General features: G+C 71.0%; 14 protein-coding genes and 1 tRNA gene. 6 read left to right on the top strand and 9 right to left on the bottom strand.

Annotation, left to right across the window (positions count from 1 at the left end; genetic code table 11):
• Window positions 1–136: 136 nt before the first annotated feature.
• The 9 genes from rho to argS form a co-directional block, all read right to left on the bottom strand.
• Window positions 137–2293, bottom strand: coding sequence for a transcription termination factor Rho (gene rho / locus OH804_RS33670; RefSeq protein WP_406061702.1), 2157 nt, complete (start codon window positions 2291–2293; stop codon window positions 137–139).
• A 297-nt stretch (window positions 2294–2590) separates the two neighbouring features.
• Entirely contained in the window at window positions 2591–3535 is a 945-nt protein-coding gene (gene thrB / locus OH804_RS33665; RefSeq protein ID WP_196919506.1) for a homoserine kinase, read from the bottom strand.
• Window positions 3536–3664: 129 nt separating this feature from the next.
• Complete coding sequence (locus OH804_RS33660; protein ID WP_406061699.1) at window positions 3665–4909, bottom strand: MFS transporter; 1245 nt, start codon at window positions 4907–4909, stop codon at window positions 3665–3667.
• An 11-nt stretch (window positions 4910–4920) separates the two neighbouring features.
• A complete protein-coding gene (locus OH804_RS33655) occupies window positions 4921–5769 on the bottom strand; it encodes a polysaccharide deacetylase family protein (RefSeq protein WP_406061697.1) in 849 nt (282 codons plus the stop codon).
• Window positions 5770–5896: 127 nt separating this feature from the next.
• Window positions 5897–9175 (bottom strand): efflux RND transporter permease subunit, encoded by a 3279-nt coding sequence (locus OH804_RS33650; RefSeq protein ID WP_196919508.1) that lies wholly within the window; start codon window positions 9173–9175, stop codon window positions 5897–5899.
• 143 nt (window positions 9176–9318) lie between these two features.
• Window positions 9319–10368, bottom strand: coding sequence for a threonine synthase (gene thrC, locus OH804_RS33645; protein WP_406061695.1), 1050 nt, complete (start codon window positions 10366–10368; stop codon window positions 9319–9321).
• 139 nt (window positions 10369–10507) lie between these two features.
• Window positions 10508–11818 (bottom strand): homoserine dehydrogenase, encoded by a 1311-nt coding sequence (locus OH804_RS33640; RefSeq protein ID WP_196924619.1) that lies wholly within the window; start codon window positions 11816–11818, stop codon window positions 10508–10510.
• Between the two features lie 8 nt (window positions 11819–11826).
• Window positions 11827–13212, bottom strand: coding sequence for a diaminopimelate decarboxylase (lysA, locus tag OH804_RS33635; RefSeq protein WP_196919510.1), 1386 nt, complete (start codon window positions 13210–13212; stop codon window positions 11827–11829).
• 1 nt (window position 13213) lies between these two features.
• Complete coding sequence (argS, locus tag OH804_RS33630) at window positions 13214–14881, bottom strand: arginine--tRNA ligase (protein ID WP_196919511.1); 1668 nt, start codon at window positions 14879–14881, stop codon at window positions 13214–13216.
• Window positions 14882–14978: 97 nt separating this feature from the next.
• Between argS and OH804_RS33625 the strand changes: the two genes are divergently transcribed.
• From OH804_RS33625 to OH804_RS33600, 6 genes are all read left to right on the top strand, one after another.
• The gene (locus OH804_RS33625; protein WP_196919512.1) at window positions 14979–15776 is read left to right on the top strand and encodes a DUF3105 domain-containing protein; all 798 of its coding nucleotides are present in this window, start codon (window positions 14979–14981) and stop codon (window positions 15774–15776) included.
• An 8-nt stretch (window positions 15777–15784) separates the two neighbouring features.
• The gene (locus OH804_RS33620; RefSeq protein WP_406061692.1) at window positions 15785–16453 is read left to right on the top strand and encodes a DUF305 domain-containing protein; all 669 of its coding nucleotides are present in this window, start codon (window positions 15785–15787) and stop codon (window positions 16451–16453) included.
• A 239-nt stretch (window positions 16454–16692) separates the two neighbouring features.
• Window positions 16693–17820 (top strand): IS30 family transposase, encoded by a 1128-nt coding sequence (locus OH804_RS33615; protein ID WP_406060139.1) that lies wholly within the window; start codon window positions 16693–16695, stop codon window positions 17818–17820.
• A 190-nt stretch (window positions 17821–18010) separates the two neighbouring features.
• Window positions 18011–18703, top strand: a complete 693-nt coding sequence (locus OH804_RS33610) for a winged helix-turn-helix domain-containing protein (protein ID WP_196919514.1) — start codon at window positions 18011–18013, stop codon at window positions 18701–18703.
• A gap of 90 nt (window positions 18704–18793) precedes the next feature.
• A tRNA-Arg gene (locus tag OH804_RS33605) sits at window positions 18794–18868 on the top strand.
• 86 nt (window positions 18869–18954) lie between these two features.
• Complete coding sequence (locus OH804_RS33600; protein WP_406061690.1) at window positions 18955–19413, top strand: hypothetical protein; 459 nt, start codon at window positions 18955–18957, stop codon at window positions 19411–19413.

Below are 19413 nucleotides of genomic sequence, written 5' to 3'. Positions count from 1 at the left end.
CATGAATAGAAGTTTCAATACCTGTCGACTGAACCGAAGGAAAATTCCATCAACTCACGGCGCGGTGTCGGGCCCGGAGACATGACGAAGGGGCACGGCCGCGACGGCCGTGCCCCTTGTCGTTACCCGGGGATGGTTACTCCCCCGGCGTCGACTTCGCGATCTGCATCAGGAACTCGATGTTCGTGCGGGACTGCTTGAGCCGGTCCAGCAGGAGATCCATCGCGGCCTGCGAGTCCAGCGAGTGCAGCACCTTCCGGAGCTTGTGGATGATGGCCAGCTCTTCCGGTGCGAGCAGGACCTCTTCCTTACGCGTACCGGACGGGTTGATGTCGATGGCCGGGAAGGTCCGCTTGTCGGCGATCTTCCGGTCCAGCTTCAACTCGGCGTTGCCGGTGCCCTTGAACTCCTCGAAGATGACCGTGTCCGCCATGGACCCGGTCTCCACCAGCGCCGTGGCGATGATGGTCAGCGACCCGCCGTTCTCGATGTTGCGGGCCGCGCCGAGGAAGCGCTTCGGCGGGTAGAGCGCGGTGGAGTCGATACCACCCGACATGATCCGGCCGCTGGCCGGCGCCGCCAGGTTGTACGACCGACCGAGCCGGGTCACCGAGTCGAGCAGCACGACGACGTCGTGCCCGAGCTCGACGAGGCGCTTGGCCCGCTCGATGGCCAGCTCCGCCACCGTGGTGTGGTCCTGCGGCGGACGGTCGAACGTGGCCGCGATGACCTCGCCCTTGATCGACCGCTGCATGTCGGTGACCTCTTCAGGCCGCTCGTCCACCAGCACCACCATCAGGTGGCACTCCGGGTTGTTGCGGGTGATCGCGTTCGCGATCGCCTGCAGCACCATGGTCTTACCCGCCTTCGGCGGAGACTGGATGAGTGCCCGCTGGCCCTTGCCGATCGGCATGACCAGGTCGATGACCCGGGTGGTCAGGATGTGCGGCTCGGTCTCCAGCCGCAGGCGCTCCTGCGGGTAGAGCGGGGTGAGCTTGTAGAACTCCGGACGACGCCGGGCCTCCTCGGGCTCCATCCCGTTGATCGTGTCCAGCCGCATCAGCGGGTTGTACTTGTCGCGCCGCTGGTCACCGCTGTTGCCGCCCTCGCGGGCCGCCCGCACCGCACCGGTGATCGCGTCACCGCGGCGCAGGCCGTACTTCTTGATCTGGGACATCGAGACGTACACGTCGTTCGGGCCGGCCAGGTAGCCGGTCGTCCGCACGAAGGCGTAGTTGTCGAGCACGTCGATGATGCCGGCCACCGGGACGAGCACGTCGTCCTCGTTGACCTGCGGCTCACGCCCGCCGGTGTCGGCACCGGTCTCGGTGCGCTCGCCGCGCCCGCGGCGACGGTCCCGGAAACGGCTGCGTCGGCCGCGCCGGCCGCCACCCTCGCCGTCGTCGTCATCGTTGTCCCGCTCGGCGCGCTGACCACGGTCGTTGCGGTCGTTGCGGTCGTTGCGGTCACCGCGGTCGGGTCGGTCGTTGCGCTCGGCCCGCTCACCCCGGTCGGAACGCTCGCCCCGGTCGTTGCGCTCGCCCCGGTCGGCACGCTCGCTCCGGTCGGCACGCTCGCTCCGGTCGTTGCGCTCGCCACGGTCGGCACGCTCGGCCCGCTCGCCACGCTCGCCACGCTCGGTCCGCTCGGCACGCTCGCCACGGTCGGTCCGCTCGCCACGCTCGGTCCGCTCGCCACGGTCGGCACGCTCGGTCCGCTCGCCACGCTCCGGGCGCTCGGCCCGCTCGCGGCGGTTCTCGCCACGGTCGGCCCGCTCGCCGGCTTCCGCCTCGTCGGTACGCGTCTCGGTCGCACGCGTCTCGTTCACACGCGTCTCGGTCGCACGCGCCTCAACGGGGCGCGCCTCGGTGGCACGGGCCTCCGCCGTCGCGGTCCGGCTCCGCCGGGTGCGGGTGCGGCCCTCGGTCTCGGCGGCCGGCTCGGCCGGCGCCTGCTCGGCACCGCGACCTTCGGCGGCCGGCCGGTCGGCGGTCTCCCGCACCTCGGCGCGCACCCCCTCACGGGTCGGGGCGGCCGCGGCCGCGACCTCGGCCCGGGGTCGAGGGGTCCCGGCGGCGTTGCCGCCCTGCCGCTCGGAAATCGCGGCGATCAGCTCGCCCTTGCGCATGCGAGCCGTGCCGGAGATGCCGAGCGACGCAGCCAGGCTCTGCAGCTCTGGCAGCAGCATCGCCGACAGACCGGTGCCGCTACGCCGACGACGGGCGGGAGCGGCGGCGGTGGCATCGCCAGCGACGTTGGAAACATCCGACGTCACGTCGGTGGTGTCGCTCAATGGATTCCTTCCCTCGATAAGGCCGGGACTGCCCGGAGTCGGAACTCAGGTGGCCGGGCGGCCTCGGTGCACCCGCCTCGCAAGGACGCGTCGCGGGAGTCTGTGACACAGCAGCCGGTCGGTATCCCGACTCACCAACATCGGTGAGCAGGTCTCGCCGTCTGCGGCGACCTGTGGAAACTGCGGTGCGGCGTGGGCCTTTGGCAGGGGTAGACGGGCTGACCGCCGAGAGCTTCGGGGGTGCGCCGCCCCGCAGGAGATCGCGTGCTTCGCGGCTGTGCTAGGTCTAGAGCGTAATCAACTCTTCCGACCTGCGGCAACAGGGTCCCGCTCGGCGTGTCCAAGTCTACCCCGTGCGACCCGTGCGCCGCTGACGTCTATCGGTAACTGCCAGATCTCCCAGTCTGTTCCCACCGGGAAGCCCGCTGGAGGCTCGCTGAGCGCCAGCACAGTCGGCCCCGCCCCACTGACCACAGCCGCCACACCGGCCTCGCGCAACGCGCTGACCAGGGCAAACGTGCCGGGCATTCCGGCTGCCCGGTAATCCTGGTGGAGCCGGTCGACGGTGGCCGGCAGCAGCAGGGTCGGGGCCGTGGTGAGCGCGTGCACCAGCAGCGCGGCCCGCCCCGCGGTCAACGCGGCGTCGCCGTGCGGCACGGTGGCCGGCAGAGCCGCCCGCGCGGTCGCGGTCAATCCGCGTTCCGCCGGGACGAAAACGGTGGGTCGCACCGCTTCGGCCACCGGCAGGGACACCGCCCGGGCGCCGCCCGGCTCGGACCAGGCCACTGTGAAGCCGCCGAGCAGGCACGGCGCCACGTTGTCGGGGTGGCCCTCGATCTCGGCGGCCAGCCGGAGCGCGCCGTCGTCGTCGAGGCGGTGCTCCCCATCGACGACGAGGGCCCGGGCCAGCAGCACCCCGGCGACGATCGCGGCGGACGAGGAGCCCAGCCCACGTGCCTGGGGGATCCGGTTGACGCACTCCACGCTCAGCCCTGCGGGGTGGGCCCCGAGCACGTCGAACGCGGCGCGCATGGCCCGCACCACCAGGTGCCGGTCGTCGTCGGGCAACTCACCGGCGCCCTGACCGGTCACTGTCACCCGGACGCCGGAGGACGCGACCTCGGCGGCCACGTCGTCGTAGAGCCCGAGGGCGAGACCCAGCGCGTCGAAGCCCGGGCCCAGGTTGGCGCTGGTCGCGGGAACCCGGACCCGGACCGGCCCGGCGGCGAAGTTCGTCGGCACGCGCTCATGCTAGGGCGTGTGTCAAAGTCCTCGGTCGAGCCGCCGCAGGCCGGTCAGGGGCTTTGACACACGCCCTCGCGCTCGGCACCGACGAACCGACGTCGCGCCCGCTGCCTGGGACCGCCGAGTTCAGCCGGCCGGGTTCGGGACCGGGTCGGCGGCCGGATCGGTGAGCGAGAGCCGGCGCGTGGCGATCCGCCAGCCGACCGCGTACACGAGGGTGATCAGACCGCAGCCGGCGAGCACCACCCGCTCGTCGACCGTGTCCACCACCAGGGCCACCGCCAGTTGGCTCACCGAGATCGCCAGCGTCGCCAGCATCATGTCGGTGGCGAAGACGCGGCCCCGCAACCGGTCGGGGACCTCACCCTGGAGGGCGAAGTTCGACATCACCCAGTTGCTGCCACCCGCGAAGTGCGCCACGAAGACCAGCAGCAGCACCAGCGGAAACCAGCGCACCACCGAGGTGCCCAGGTAGGACAGGCCGTAGAGCGACATGGACAGCGCGAGCCCGGGCAGCAGCCAGGCCCGGTTGGTCAGCACCCGGCGCATCAGGATCGGCCCGACCAACGCTCCCGCGCCGCGTACCGCGAAGAGCAGTCCGGCCCCGAGCGGGCCGACACCATACACACCGGCCAGCAGCGGGAACACGGTCAGCACGCCGTTGCCCAGGCCCACCGCCGACTTGACAGTGACCAGCGCGAGCACCCGGGGGCGGTGACCGATGTAGCCGAGCGCCTCACGGACCGCCGGCCAGGTGCGCTGGGCCGGTTGGTCGGCGTCCCGGGGCGCCTGCAACGGCCGGCGGATCCGGGTGGCGAGGGCCGCGGCCATCACCAGGCCCACCGCCGCCACCCAGAAGCAGGCGTACGGGCCGGCGGCGGTGCTGAGCACGCCGCCGAGCGAGGCACCGACCACTGTCATGGTGCCCCAGGCCGAGCCGGCGACGGCGTTGCCGGCGGCGAGTTCGTGCGGCTCCAGCACATTGGGCAGCGCGGCCTGGGCGGCCGGCGAGTAGAACGCCTTCGCGACCGCCACCACGCCGATCGCAACCAGCGCCAGCCACGCCGTTCCGGCGTTCCGCACGCCGAGCAGCAGCAGCACGCCGGCCAGCGCGGCCACGTTCGCGGCGATCATGATCTTCCGGCGGTCGAAGCGGTCGGCGATCGTGCCGGTGTACGGCAGCAGCAACGCCACGATGCCGGTGTCCACCGCCAACACCAGCGCGCCCCAGACGCCGCTGCCGGTCAGATGCGGCAGCAGCACCAGCAGCGGCACCATGACGAACCAGTCGGCGCCGAACACCACCAGCTCGGCGAGGAACAGGTTGCGGAAGCTCCGATTGCCGGTCAGAACCGAGAGGGTGGACGCCACGGAGCGCGACCCTACCCGGTCGGTGTCGGGCCCACACCCGCTCCCAGCAGCGTCGAGACCGTGACGAATGTGTAACCGCGCGACCGGAGCCCGTTGATCATGTCGGTCAGGCCGCGCAGTGCGACCAGCCGCCGCCGCGCCCCCACATCGTGGCCGAGCACGATCGTTCCCGGTCGGACGCCGGCCACGATCCGCTGGGCGTGGCCGGCTGGATCGCCGGGGAACTCACGCTCCGCCATCTGCAACGACCAGAACACCACCCGATAGTCCAGCCGGGCCGCCGCGTGCAGCACCGCCCCGCCCAGGTGGCCGTACGGCGGGCGGAGGAGCACCGGCGGCGTCCCGGTCAGGTCGGTGATCACGTCGTGGCTGCGGCGCAGGTCGTCGTACGTCTCGGCGGCGTCCAGTTCGGCCAGGTCCCGGTGCTCCCAGCTGTGGTTGCCCACCTCGTGCCCGGTGAGGCGGTCGCGGACGACGTCGGCGTGCCGGCGGACCTGCGCTCCGACCATGAAGAAGGTGGCCGGAACCCGGTGCTGGGCCAGGGTGTCGAGCACCATCGGGGTCCACTGTGGTGCGGGGCCGTCGTCGAAGGTGAGGGCCACCAGGCGCTGGTTGGTCCTTCCCGACCAGGTGATCTCCAGCGCGCCGGAGCGGACGTCCTGCTGACCGTTGCCGAGGGTGGCGCTGGCGGGGCCGCCGGCGATCGGCATCCGGCGATGGGTGATCCACCATGCCTCGGACGTCCCGGCACCGATGGCCATACCGCCGACCACCAGCAGGCCACGGCGCAGCAGGTCGCGTCGTCCCCACCCGCGCGCCCTCTCGGCCGTCCGCCCGTCCCGCTCCACCCACACCCCCACCCATCCACGAAGAGTATGCAAGAAGTTACACAAAGTGTGGGTCGGTCGAGTCGGAGTGTTTCGGTCGGATAGACCGGGAACGCCCCCGGCGAAAATCCGCCGGGGGCGTTCCGAATCGCGCTTCGACCTACTCGGTCGGCTCCGCCGGAGGCAGTGGCGAGGTACGGCTACGGGGCAGCCGCAGCACCTCGAACTGGTCCGTGCCCTCCACCAGCGCGGCCGACGGCGCGGGTCGCCCGGCCGGCTGGGTGGCCTCGGCCGTAGCCGGGGCGGGCGTGTCGCTCGGCACCGCGACCTGGTTCGGGGCCGGCACCTCGTCGGTCTCCGTCGTGGTCACCGCCGACCCGCCGGAGCGCCGCCGTGCGCGCCGACTCCGCAGCGACTCCTTGGTGTGCTCCACCATCGTGTAGAGCGTCGGCACCAGGATCAGCGTGAGCAGCGTCGAGCTGAGCAGACCACCGATCACCACGACCGCCAGCGGCTGCGAGATGAAGCCACCCTCGCCGGTCAAGCCGAACGCCATCGGCAGCAGCGCGAAGATGGTCGCCACGGCCGTCATCAGGATCGGGCGCAGCCGGCGACGGCCACCTTCGACCACCGCCTCCCGGACCCCCATGCCCTGCGCCCGATACTGGTTGATCAGGTCGAGCAACACGATCGCGTTTGTCACAACGATGCCGACCAGCATCAGCACACCGATCAGCGCCGGCACACCGAGCGGCGTCCCAGTGACCAGCAGAAGGCCGATCGCGCCGGTCGCCGCGAACGGGATGGAGATCAGCAGGATCAGCGCCTGGGTGAGGCTACGGAACGTGGCCACCATGATCAGGAAGACGATGGCGATCGCGGCCAGCACCGCCAGGCCCAGGTCCGCGAAGGCGTCCGCCTGATCCGCGCTGACACCACCGATGGTGAAACTCGCGCCCGGCACGTTGATGCCGTCCAGCCGCGTCTGCAACTCCTTGCTGGTCGCGCCCAGGTTCGAGCCGGTAGCCGCGCCGGTCACCGACACGCTGCGCTCACCGTCGATGCGGGTGACCTGCTGCGGCCCCTCGCTTTGGGTGACCTGCGCGATGTCCCCCAGCTTGACCGGGCCCACCGGCAGTGCCCGCAGCTCCGCCACTGTCATCGGCGGCTGCGTGCCCAACCGCAGCACCACGTTCTGCTGCTGGCCGTCGAGCGCGACCTGACCCAGCGGCGCTCCCCGGAACGCCTGCGACACGATCTGCCCCACGGCGGCCTCGGTGAGCCCGACCCGACCGGCGGCGACCCGGTCGACAGTCACGTCGACCCGCGGCACCCGCGCGGCCAGGCTGGTGGAGACGTCCTCCACGTCCGGGACGCCGGCCATCGCGGCCCGCGCCTCCTCGGCCGCCCGGGTCAGCACCTCTGGGTCGCTGGCCTGGACGATCACCTCCAACTGGCTGGTGGACGCCTCCTGCCCGCCACCGAAGCTGATCTCACCCACACCAGCGCCGAGCTTGTCGAACTCCTTGCGCAGCACCTCGCGCATCTGCTTGGCGTCGGTGTCACCGCCGAGCGCCAGCGACCAGCTGGCGACGTTGTTGCCGCCGCCGCCCGCCCACGGGTTGTCCCCACCGCCCGCTGTCACCTGGTACGTCTCGACGCCCTCGGTGCGGGACAGCACCGACTCGACCTGCTTGGCCGCCGCGTCGGTGGCCGCCAGGCCACTGCCGGCCGGAAGCTCCTGGCTGATGTTGAGGGTGTCCTGGCCGGAGTCGTCCAGGAAGTTGGTCTCCAACTTCTGCGCCAGACCGAAGGTGCCGAAGAGCACCAGCAGGCCGAGCCCGACGGTGATCCAACGGGTCGACCGCTTGCGGGTGGCGAACCCGATCACCGGCAGGTACGCCCGCTGCAACGGGCTGCGCAGCTCCTTCTCCTCCGCGGCGTGCCGTACCGCCTCGTCGTCCGCGGTGCCGCCGCGCGGCTTGAGGAACCAGTACGCGAGGACCGGGATGACGGTCAGCGACACCAGCAGCGAGGCGAGCAGAGCCACCGTCACGGTGATCGCGAACGGCGCGAAGAGCTGGCCCACGAACCCACCGACCAGCGCGATCGGCGCGAACACCGCCACCGTGGTGAGGGTGGACGCGGTCACCGCACCGGCCACCTCCCGGACGCCGGTGATGATGGCGTGCCGCTTCTCCTCGCCGTACTCCAGGTGTCGTTTGATGTTCTCCAACACCACGATCGAGTCGTCCACCACCCGGCCCACCGCGATGGTCAACGCGCCGAGGGTGAGCAGGTTGAGCGAGTAGTCACCGATCCACAGGGCGATCAGCGCCACCAGCACGGAGAGCGGGATGGAGACCGCTGTGACCACCGTCGAGCGCACCGACAGCAGGAAGACCAGGATGACGATGACCGCCATCACGAGGCCCAGCAGTCCCTCGGTGGTCAGCGACTCGATCGACTTCTCGACGAACGGCGCCTGGTCGAAGACCACTGTCAGCTCCGCGCCGGAGGCGTCCTTCAGGTCGTCGAGCCGGTCGCGGATCTCGTGCGAGATCTGCACGGCGTTGCCGTCCGGCGCCGCGGTGACCGCGATGCCGAGGCTGTCCTTGCCGTTGGTCCGGGTGATCGCCGTGGCCGGAGCGAGCTGCTGCTCGACCGTCGCCACGTCACCGAGGCGGACCGGCGCCGCGGCCGGGGCGACCACGATGCCGCGCAGCTCCTCCACCGTGGCGATCGGCGTGCCGACCTGCACCGGAAGGGCCAGCGCGCCGTCGGTCACCACGCCGGCCGGAACCGCCACGCCGTTGGTCTTCAGCGCCGCGCCGATCGCCGTCGGCTGGATCTTCGCGGCGGCCAGCTTCGCCGGGTCCGGGGTGACCACCACGACGTTGTCGCGGGTGCCGGTCACCTCGACAGTGCGTACCCCCTCGATGCCCTCCAGCTCCGGCACCACTGTGGCGCGCAGCTTCTCGGCGAGGGCCCGCTCGTCAGCCGTGCCGGCCGCGGCCAGCACCACCGCCGGGAGGTCGTCGGTGCTACCCGCGATGACCTGCGGGTCGACGCCCTCCGGCAGTTGGGCGTCGATCCGGCTCAGCGCGGTCTGCATCTTGTTGACCACGTCGTCGAGGTCGGTGCCGAACTCGTAGGTCACCTGCACGGTGGCCGCGCCCTCGCGCGACGTGGAGGTGACCTTGTCCAGCCCCGGGATGCCCTGGAGGGCATTCTCGATCGGCTCGGTCACCTGCGACTCGACGATCTCGGGGCCGGCGCCGGGGAAGGGGGCCACGATGAACGCGGCCGGGAACTCGAGCGACGGCAGCAGTTGCTGCTTCAGCGACGGAACGGCGAACGCTCCGAACACCGTGGTCACCACCGCGATGAGGGCAATCAGCCCTCGGTTGGCGAGGCTGAATCTGGCGAGCAGCGACATCGGCCTGGTTCACTCCTGAACGAGAATGCGGGCGGGGATACCCGAAAGTGTGCCGGACTCGCATACCTCGACCCCCGCCACCCCCGGGCCGTCCCGCCGCCCGGCACTACCCGCCGTCGATCACCACCGGGACGGTGGCGCGTTCAGGCCAGGTCGAGGGCGCGGGCCGCGGCCAGCGGGTCGTTCGCGATGGTGACCGGCGCCGGCGCGGTGGAGATCGCCCATTCCGGGTCCTTCAGCCCGTGGCCCGTCACCGTGCAGACCACAGTGGAACCGGGCGGCACCGCGCCCGCCGCGGCCTGCTGCAACAGGCCGGCCACGCTGGCCGCGCTGCCCAACTCGACGAAGACCCCCACCTCGCGGGCGAGCAGACGGTACGCGGAGAGGATCTCCCGGTCGGTCACCGACGCGATCAGGCCACCGGAGGCGTCCCGGGCATCCAACGCCTTGGTCCAGCTCGCCGGGTTGCCGATCCGGATCGCGGTGGCGATGGTCGACGGCTCCGGCACCACCTGGCCGGTCACGATCGGGGCCGCCCCGGCGGCCTGGAAGCCGTACATCTTCGGGGTGCGGGTGGTGGCGCCGGCGGCCAACTCCTCCGAATATCCCATCCAGTACGCGGAGATGTTGCCCGCGTTGCCGACCGGCAGGCAGTGGATGTCGGGCGCGTCACCCAGCGCCTCGACGATCTCGAAGGCGGCCGTCTTCTGGCCGTGCAGCCGGTCGATGTTCACCGAGTTGACCAACGCGACCGGGTAGTCCTGGGCGAGCTTGGCGGCCGTCGCGAGGCAGTCGTCGAAGTTGCCGTTCACCTGGAGCAGCTTCGCGCCGTGCACCAGCGCCTGGGCCAGCTTGCCCAACGCGATCTTGCCCTGCGGCACCAACACGGCACAGGTCAACCCGGCCCGGGCCGCGTACGCCGCGGCGGAGGCGCTGGTGTTGCCGGTGGAGGCGCAGATGATGGCCTTGTTGCCGGCCTCGACCGCCTTGGACACCGCGAGGGTCATCCCCCGGTCCTTGAAGGAGCCGGTCGGGTTGGCGCCCTCCACCTTGAGGTGCACGTCGCAACCGAGCCGGGCGGACAGCACCGGCGCCGGCAACAGCGGGGTGTTCCCCTCGTGCAGGGTGACGACCGGCGTGGCAGCGGTGACCGGCAGCCGATCCCGGTACGCCTCGATCAGACCCCGCCACATGTCGTTCTCCTCGTCTCTACCGCCGCGCCCAGCCGAGCATCAGGGCCACCTTGGACCAGCCTGCCGGAGTGGTCGATGGCACACCCCGGTTTACCCACCTGACGGGACACGCGGGACGTCCCGTCGATGATGCAACGACTCAGGCGTCGCCCTCGACCCGCAGCACACTGGTCACCGACCGGACGATGTCCAGACCGCGCAGCTCACCGACGGTCGCGGCGAGCGCGGCATCCGGTGCCACATGGGTGACGATGACCAGCTCGGCGTCGCCGTCACGGCCCGCTGGCCCGCCCGCCGAGCCCTGCCGCACTGTCGCGATCGACACGTCGTGCCGGGCGAACACACTCGCCACCGAGGCCAGCACACCCGGGCGGTCGGCCACGTCGAGGCTCACGTGGTAGCGGGTCAGCGCCTCACCCATCGGCCGGACCGCGAGGTCCGCGTACGCGCTCTCGCTGGCCGCGCGCACCCCGGCGAGCCGGTTGCGGGACACCGCGACCACGTCACCGAGCACCGCACTGGCGGTGGGCGCGCCACCGGCGCCCCGACCGTAGAACATCAACTGCCCGGCCGCGTCCGCCTCCACGAAGACCGCGTTGAACGCGTCCCCGACGCTGGCCAGCGGGTGGCTGCGGGGGATCATCGCCGGGTGCACCCGGACGCTGACGGTCTCACGGCCGGTGGGGTCGACACCCCGGGCCGCGATGCAGAGCAGTTTGATCGTGCAGCCCATCGCCTGGGCGCTGGCCATGTCCGCGGCGGTCACCTCGGTGATGCCCTCGCGGTGCACGTCGGCGGCGCCGACCCGGGTGTGGAACGCCAGCGAGGCGAGGATCGCCGCCTTCGCCGCCGCGTCGAAGCCCTCCACGTCGGCGGTCGGGTCGGCCTCCGCGTACCCCAGGGCGGTGGCCTCTTCGAGGGCCTCGGCGAAGCCGGCCCCGGTCGCGTCCATGGCGGAGAGGATGAAGTTGGTGGTGCCGTTGACGATGCCGGTGACCCGGTTGATCCGATCGCCGTGCAGCGACTCCCGCAGCGGGCGCAGCAGCGGGATCGCGCCAGCCACCGACGCCTCGTAGTAGAGGTCGCCGCCGCCCTCGGCCGCCGCCTCGTGCAGGGCCACGCCGTCCTCGGCGAGCAGCGCCTTGTTGGCGGTGACCACGCTCTTGCCGGCGCGCAGCGCCTCGACCAGCCAACTCCGGGCCGGTTCGATGCCGCCGACCACCTCGATCACCACGTCCACGTCATCGCGCTTGATCAGGCCGAGCGCGTCGGTGGTGAACAGGTCCTCGTCGACCGGCAGGTCACCCCGGTCGCGACCGAGCCGCCGCACGGCGATGCCGGCGATCTCCAGCGGAGCGCCGATCCGCGCGGCCAGGTCGGCCGACTGCTCGTGCAGCAGCCGGACCACCTCCTGGCCGACAGTGCCACAGCCGAGCAGCGCCAAGCGCACAGGTGAGGTCATCCCACATCCAAAGCCAGCAGGTCGTCTTCGGTTTCCCGCCGGACGATCAGGCGCGCCTGGCCGTCGCGCACCGCGACCACCGGTGGCCGGGGCACATGGTTGTAGTTGCTGGCCATGCTTCGGCAGTACGCACCGGTGCCGGGCACTGCGACAAGATCTCCGGGCTGCACGTCGGCGGGCAGGAATTCATCCTTCACCACGATGTCCCCGGACTCACAGTGCTTTCCCACCACGCGGGCGAGCAACGGCTGCGCGTCGGAGGCCCGCGAGGCCAGCGTGGCCGAGTAGGACGCGTCGTAGAGGGCGGTACGGATGTTGTCGCTCATCCCGCCGTCGACGCTGACGTACGTGCGGAGGCCGTCGAGGTCCTTGACAGTGCCGACCTCGTAGAGGGTGAACACGGCCGGCCCGACGATGGCCCGGCCCGGCTCGATGGACAGGTGCGGCACGGCCAGGTTCTCCGCGGCGCACTCCGAATCGACGATCTTGCGAAGCCGCTTGGCCAGATCCTGCGGGGTCGCCGGGTCGTCCTGGGTGGTGTACGCGATGCCGAAGCCGCCGCCCAGGTCCAGCTCGGGCAGCTCCACCCCCCGCGCGTCGCGGATCTGCGCCTGCAGGGCGAGCACCCGACGGGCCGAGACCTCGAAGCCGCTGGCGTCGAAGATCTGCGAGCCGATGTGCGAGTGCAGACCGCGTAGCTCCAGCACACCCTCGTCGAGGATCTTGAACGCGGCGTTCGCGGCGGCACCGCCGGCCAGCGAGAAGCCGAACTTCTGGTCCTCGTGGGCGGTGGCGATGAACTCGTGGGTGTGCGCCTCGACGCCCACAGTGACCCGGACCAGCACCCGGGGCCGGACCCCGCGCTCGCGGGCCAGCGCGGTGAGCCGGTCGATCTCGGTGAACGAGTCGACGATGATCCGGCCCACCCCGGCGTCCAGCGCCCGGCCCAGCTCGGCGACCGACTTGTTGTTGCCGTGGAAGCCGATGCGCTCCGGCGGCATTCCGGCCGAGAGCGCGGTGGCCAGCTCGCCGCCGGTGCACACGTCCAGGTGCAGGCCCTCCTCGGCGATCATCCGGACCACCGCCCGGCAGAGGAACGCCTTGCCCGCGTAGAAGACGTCCTCGGTCGGGAAGGCCGCCCGGAAGTCGCGGCAGCGCGAGCGCAGGTCGGCCTCGTCCAGGACGTACACCGGGGTGCCGAACTCGGCCGCGATGTCGCGGACGCTCAGGCCCGCGACGGCGACCGCGCCGTCGGCGCCGCGCGTCACCGACCGCGGCCACAGCGCCGGCACGAGGGCGTTGACGTCGGCCGGGGTACGCAGCCAGGCCGGCCCCTGGTTGCTGATGTCCGCGTGCAGCGCACCAGCCTCGTGAGCCCTCATGTCACATCCTCTCGGGTGCGGAGACGCCGAGCAGGTAGAGACCGTTGGCGATCACCGTGCGGGTGGCGTTGTTCAGCCAGAGCCGAGCGCGGTGCAGGTCGGTGATCTCCTCGTCGCCCAGCGGCAGCACCCGGCAGTTGTCGTAGAACCGGTGGTAGGAGGCGGCCACGCTCTCCTCCAGGTAGCGGGCCACCCGGTGCGGCTCCCGCAGCTCGGCGGCCGTCGCCACCACAGCGGGGAACTGGGCGAGCGCCTTGAGCAGCTCGTTCTCCTTCTCGTGGTCGAGCAGCTCGGGGCGGAACGCGTCGGCGTCGCCCGGAACCAGCCCCACCTCGGCGGCGTTGCGGGCCACACCCGCCGTCCGGGCGGCGACGTACTGCACGTAGTAGACCGGGTTGTCGCGGGTCGCCCGGGTCCACAGCTCGATGTCGATGTCGATCGGGGAGTCGCTGGAGTAGCGGGCCAACGCGTACCGGGAGGCGTCCACACCGATCGCGTCGACCAGGTCCTCCAGGGTGATCACCGTGCCGGCCCGCTTGCTCATCCGCATCGGGGCGCCGTCGCGCAGCAGGTTGACCAGCTGCCCGATGAGGATCTCCAGGTTGCGCTCCGGGTCGTCGCCGAAGCAGGCGGACATCGCCTTCATCCGACCGATGTAGCCGTGGTGGTCGGCGCCCAGCATGATCACGACCCGCTCGAAGCCGCGCTCGCGCTTGTCCAGGTAGTAGGCGCAGTCCGCGGCGAAGTACGTCCACTCGCCGTTGGACTTGCGCAGCACCCGGTCCTTGTCGTCGCCGAAGTCGGTGGTGCGCAGCCAGGTGGCGCCCTCGGACTCGTAGAGGTGCCCCTGCTGGCGCAGCCGGGCCAGGGCGAGGTCCAGCTCACCCCGGTCGTGCAGGTCCTTCTCGTTGAAGTAGGTGTCGAACTCCACCCCGAAGTCGCGCAGGGAGGAGCGGATCTCGTCGAACATCAGCGCGACGCCCTCGACCCGGAAGATCTCCTGGGCCGCGTCGTCGTCGAGCGAGCGCACCTCCGGCCGGCGGGCCTGCACCTCGGTGGCGATCTCGGCGATGTACGCCCCGCCGTAGCCGTCCTCCGGCGCCGGCTCACCCTTGGCGGCGGCGAGCAGCGACCGGGCGAACCGGTCGATCTGCGAACCGGCGTCGTTGAAGTAGTACTCCGTGCCGACGTCGGCGCCGGTGGCCCGCAGCAGCCGGCTCAGCGCGTCACCGACGGCCGCCCAGCGGACCCCGCCGATGTGCACCGGCCCGGTCGGGTTTGCCGAGACGAACTCCAGGTTGATCTTCTCGCCGGCGAGGCGGTCGCTGCGGCCGTACTCCGCGCCGGTCTCGACGATCACCCGCGCGAGCTGACCGGCCGCAGCGGCGTCGAGCCGGATGTTCAGGAAGCCCGGCCCGGCGATTTCCACCGATTTGACCCCCGGTGCCCGGCCCAGCTCGTCGGCCAGGGCGGTAGCCAGCTCCCGGGGCGGAACGCCCACCTTCTTGCTCAACTGCAGCGCGAGCGTCGAGGCGTAGTCGCCGTGCTCGGGGTTGCGCGGTCGCTCCACCACAGTGCTCGCCGGCAGCGCGGCGCGGTCCAGCCCACGCTGCTCGAAGACGGCGTGGGCGGCGGCAAGGACGACCGAGGCTAGTTCTGCAGGAGTCACCCAACCATGTTATCGGGGGTAGACTCGGGCACTCGGCGGCTCCCCTGCGCGTCATCCGGCCCGCCACTCCCCTGACCGACCGACTTGACGAGGCACGATGAGCATCAGCACCCCGGGTGGCCCTGAGCGCCGCCCGACCGTGGTCAGCACCGGCAAGAAGCCGGCCGCTGGCCGGCCGGCGTCCGGCGCCAAGACCGGTTCCGGAAAGCCGACGGGCTCCCCCCGGGCCGGTGGCAAGGGCCCGCGCAAGCCGGTCACCCCGGTCAAGGTGAGCCAGGGCCGCGCGTGGGGGCCGATCGCGCTCTTCGTCGCGGTGGGCGTGCTCGCCGCCGGCATCCTCGGGTACGGCGCCTGGGCGTCGTTCCAGGGCTCCAAGCCGTGGGACAAGCGGGCCAACGCCATCGACGGCATCACCAACATTCGCAAGTCCGACCCGGACAGCCTGAAGTACGAGTCGCACAAGTCGGGCCCGCTGACCTACAAGTACTCGCCGCCGGTGGGTGGGGTGCACAACGCCGCCTGGCAGAACTGCATGGGCGACGTCTACGACGCCCCGATCGCCAGCGAGCACGCGGTGCACAGCCTGGAGCACGGCGCGGTGTGGATCACCTACCGCCCGGACCTGCCCAAGGACCAGGTCGACAAGCTCGCCGGCAAGGTGCGCGGCGTCGAGAAGATGCTGATGAGCCCGTACGAGGGCCTGGACAAGCCGATCTCGCTGCAGGCCTGGGGCTACCAGCTCAAAGTCGACAACGCCGACGACTCGCGGATCGACGAGTTCATCAAGGACCTGCGGGTGAACGCCTCCGTCGAGGGCCCGACGGCGCTCTGCAACACCGGCATCACCGCCACCGGCACCACGCCGCGTGAACTCCAGCAGCAGCCCACCCAGTAAGGACGGCAATGACCGCTCCGGCGACCACCGACAGCGAGTACGACGAGATCCCGGCCGCCCCGAACGAGGGCGGCCGGGCCCCGGCGTCGCGCTACGGCGTGCTGGCACTGGCCATCATGCTGGTGGTGGGGCTCCTCCTCGGCTACGCGGGCGGCCTGCTCACCCCGCGGCTCACCCGACCCGGTGACGCCTCGGTCGAGGCGGGCTTCGCCCGGGACATGACGACCCACCACGCGCAGGCGGTGGAGATGAGCCTGATCGCGTACCGGTCGGCGACCCTCCCCGAGGTGCGGCAGATCGCCGTGGACATCGCCACCGGGCAGCAGGGCGAGATCGGCGCCATGCAGACCTGGCTGCGCGAGTGGGGCCTCAGCCCGACCGCATCGAAGCCGCCGATGTCGTGGATGTCCGACGGTGCCACCGTCAAGGACGGCCTGATGCCGGGCATGGCCACGCCGCAACAGATGACCGCCCTGCGCGACGCCCAGGGCATCGAGGTGGACCGGCAGTTCCTGGCGTTGATGTACGCCCACCACCTGGGCGGCATCCACATGATCGACGCGGCGCTCGACGCGACCGACAACGCCGAGGTGGTGCGGGTGGCGAACACCATGAAGGCCACCCAGCAGACCGAGTTGAACAACCTCCGGCAGCTCCAGACGCAGGCCAAGGGCTGACCAACCCGGACGGCGCACCCGGCCCGCGTCCCCGCCGATCGTGGCGGTGACGCGGGCCGCACCATGTCGACACCAGCGCACCCCGCGGCTCGGCCCCGGCCAACCGCTGGCGCAGCCCCGGCCAACACCGACGCCCGCACGGCCTTGATCGACTCGCGTTGCAGGAAAGTGGGCTGTCCGCGCGACTTGGGCTCAAGTGGTTGTTGCAACGGGGTGGATTCTCGTCAGGATGAGGGGTCATGCCGGGGCAGAGGTTGTCGTCCGCGGAGCGGGCGCAGATTGAGGTGTTGTTCGGTCAGGGGTTGACGTTCCCGCAGATCGCGCAGGTGATCGGGCGGCATCGCTCGACGGTGTGGCGGGAGTTGTCGCGTAATCACTGCGGCACGGGGGGTCGGGTGCCGGTGGGTCAGCGGCATCCGCATGGTGCGGATCCTGGTTATGTGGCTGGGGTGGGCTATCCGAAGGGGTGGGGTGGGGCGTATCGGTGGAAGTACTCTCACCGCAATGCTCAGGGCAAGGCGGACGCGCGGGCGCGGCGTCCTCGTGAGGGCAAGTTGCGTCCGGGTCGGGGGCGGGCGTGGCCGCCGTTGTGGCAGACGGTCAAGGATCGTCTGGCGCAGCGGCACTCGCCGTGGCAGATCGCCCGGTCGCTGCGGCGGGAGTTTCCTGAGCGACCGGAGATGTGGGTGTCACACGAGACGATCTATCAGGCGGTCTACTTCCAGGCCCGAGGTGGGATGCGCCAGGAGTTAGCCCGGCAGGTCGCGTTGCGCTCTGGGCGGGCGTTACGGCGGCCTCAGTCGCGTCAGGCCAGCGCGGGGCGGGGAAGCCGCCCGTGGGTGCGTGACTTTCACATCTCGACTCGCCCGGCAGAGGTCGAAGACCGGGCCGTGCCCGGGCACTGGGAAGGCGACCTGGTCATCGGCGCCCGAGGCTCCAGCGCGATCATCACCCTGGTCGAACGCGCCACCCGATACGTGATGCTCGGCGCGCTGCCCGAATCGCGGGTCAGTGAACAGGTCATCGACACCCTGACCGGCCTCATGCGCCGCCTGCCGGCCGAGCTGCGCAAGACACTGACCTGGGACCAGGGCATCGAAATGATCCAGCACCCCGTCTTCACCCTGGCCACCGACTGCAAGGTCTACTTCTGCGACCCCCACAGCCCGTGGCAACGCGGCAGCAACGAGAACACCAACGGCCTCCTGCGCCAGTACTTCCCCCGCTCCAGCACCGACTTCCGCACCTGGACCCAGGACGACCTCGACGCCGTCGCCCGCGAACTCAACGGACGACCACGCCAAACCCTCGACTGGCAGAATCCAGCCGAGGTACTCCACAAACACCTGGTCGCAACAGCCGCTTGAAACCGCCCGACCGGCACGCCCCGACTTTCAGGAACCCGAGTCGATCAAGGCGGCCGAACCCGTCGTGTATGACCCGAACGCCCCTCTCGCACCTTGTGGGTGTTTTGCGCGGCACAGGCGATTACGTTGCTTAGAGAGTTTTCTCCCCACATATCGTGACCAGTTGCGATTCGGGCTCGTTGCCCAAGACGTGGGGGTTGCACTCAGAGACGCACGGCGTTCGGTCACCAGCTGGTGCCGACGCCACACCATCGGTGGTGACGGGGCGGTGGCAGCCGTCCGTCGCGGACAGCGGCAGGGCGAGCCGGGAATGCTCAGCCGCGAACAGGAACTCGAGTTGATCGACATGCTGCGGGGCGTCCACCCCGACGAGTTCGGTCTGGACGAGGAGTTGTGGACGCGGCAGAGCCTCACCACGCTCATCCAGCGGCGCTTCGAGCTGCCGTTGGACGTCGGCGCGGTCGGGGCGTACCTGCGGGCCTGGGGGTTGGGTCCGCGGGAGCCGCGCGAGCGGGCCTGCGGGCTCTGCGTCAGCGCGGTCGAGCGGTGGGTCCGCAGCGAGTACCCGGGGATCACCCGGGCCGCCCAGGAGCACCTCGCGGAGGTCTACTGGATCGGTCGGGTCCGGCTGCGCGGCACGATGCCGGCCGCCGACGTGATCTCTGCGGTCTCGTCTCGCGGTCGGGTGCGCTTCATGATCACCACGCCGACCGTGGACCCGCCGCTCCCCCGCGACTTCGTGCTGCGGCTCAGCGGCGAGGAGCAGCGCACCGTGCACCTGATCGTGGACGGCTCCTGGCCGCGCAACGAGTGGCCGCGCCGGCTCCCGCGGCGGATCGTCCTGCACCCGCTGCCCAGTTGCGGGCGGGCGGTAGCCGCCTGAGCACCGGGTGGGCCGGTCCGACACGATCGGCTCACCCGATACCGATTCGGCGTACGGAGGGGAGGTTTGCTAGTCTTCTCCAGTCGCTGAGCCCCCGTAGCTCAGGGGATAGAGCACCGCCCTCCGGAGGCGGGGGCGCAGGTTCGAATCCTGCCGGGGGCACCAAGATTCACCAGCACGAGAGGCTCCTGACCAGAAATTCGGTCAGGGGCCTTCATCGTGTTGGCGGAACACCCGCCAGAATGTCGATCATGCTGTTTCTCGGTTTGCTCCTCGCCGCACTGGCTGGGGCGGTCATCGCCACAGTCCTCACCGTCCGCGGGTTCCGCGCGATGTTCAGGAAGAGCGAACGGTCGGGTCGCCTGCGTGCGGCGGCGCTGCTCGTCGGTGCGGTCGCCGTCGCCCTGTACGCGTGGGGCCTGCTCAACCTCGGCTACGCCGTGATGCGGGCCGAGGACGGTGGCACCGGATCCGCCCCGGTCGGACCCTGTCGCGAGGCCGGACCACAGGTGGCGAGCCTGGTCATCGATTACGACGTCAGCTTCCTGCCACTCCGCTTCGAGTGCCGTCTCAGCGGTGGCGGCGCCTACGTCACCTCGTCCGTGCCCGGGTACGTCACCCCGGGCACGGTCGGCCTCGGCCTGGTCGCCGCCACCTGCGGAGTCCTCGCCAGCACGACGGCACGCCGCGTCCGACCACCGGTGGCGTGA

The sequence above is a fragment of the Micromonospora sp. NBC_00860 genome, assembly GCF_045207375.1.
In the GTDB taxonomy this organism is placed as follows: domain Bacteria; phylum Actinomycetota; class Actinomycetes; order Mycobacteriales; family Micromonosporaceae; genus Micromonospora; species Micromonospora vinacea.
This window is presented reverse-complemented; position numbering and strand designations above follow the sequence as displayed.

Excerpts from the sequence above, each read along its gene's own strand:
- OH804_RS33650 (WP_196919508.1), bottom strand. The coding sequence starts at position 9,175 with ATGTCGCTGCTCGCCAGATTCAGCCTCGCCAACCGAGGGCTGATTGCC.
- thrC (WP_406061695.1), bottom strand. The coding sequence starts at position 10,368 with ATGTGGCGGGGTCTGATCGAGGCGTACCGGGATCGGCTGCCGGTCACC.
- lysA (WP_196919510.1), bottom strand. The coding sequence starts at position 13,212 with ATGAGGGCTCACGAGGCTGGTGCGCTGCACGCGGACATCAGCAACCAG.
- OH804_RS33625 (WP_196919512.1), top strand. The coding sequence starts at position 14,979 with ATGAGCATCAGCACCCCGGGTGGCCCTGAGCGCCGCCCGACCGTGGTC.
- OH804_RS33620 (WP_406061692.1), top strand. The coding sequence starts at position 15,785 with ATGACCGCTCCGGCGACCACCGACAGCGAGTACGACGAGATCCCGGCC.
- OH804_RS33615 (WP_406060139.1), top strand. The coding sequence starts at position 16,693 with ATGCCGGGGCAGAGGTTGTCGTCCGCGGAGCGGGCGCAGATTGAGGTG.
- OH804_RS33600 (WP_406061690.1), top strand. The coding sequence starts at position 18,955 with ATGCTGTTTCTCGGTTTGCTCCTCGCCGCACTGGCTGGGGCGGTCATC.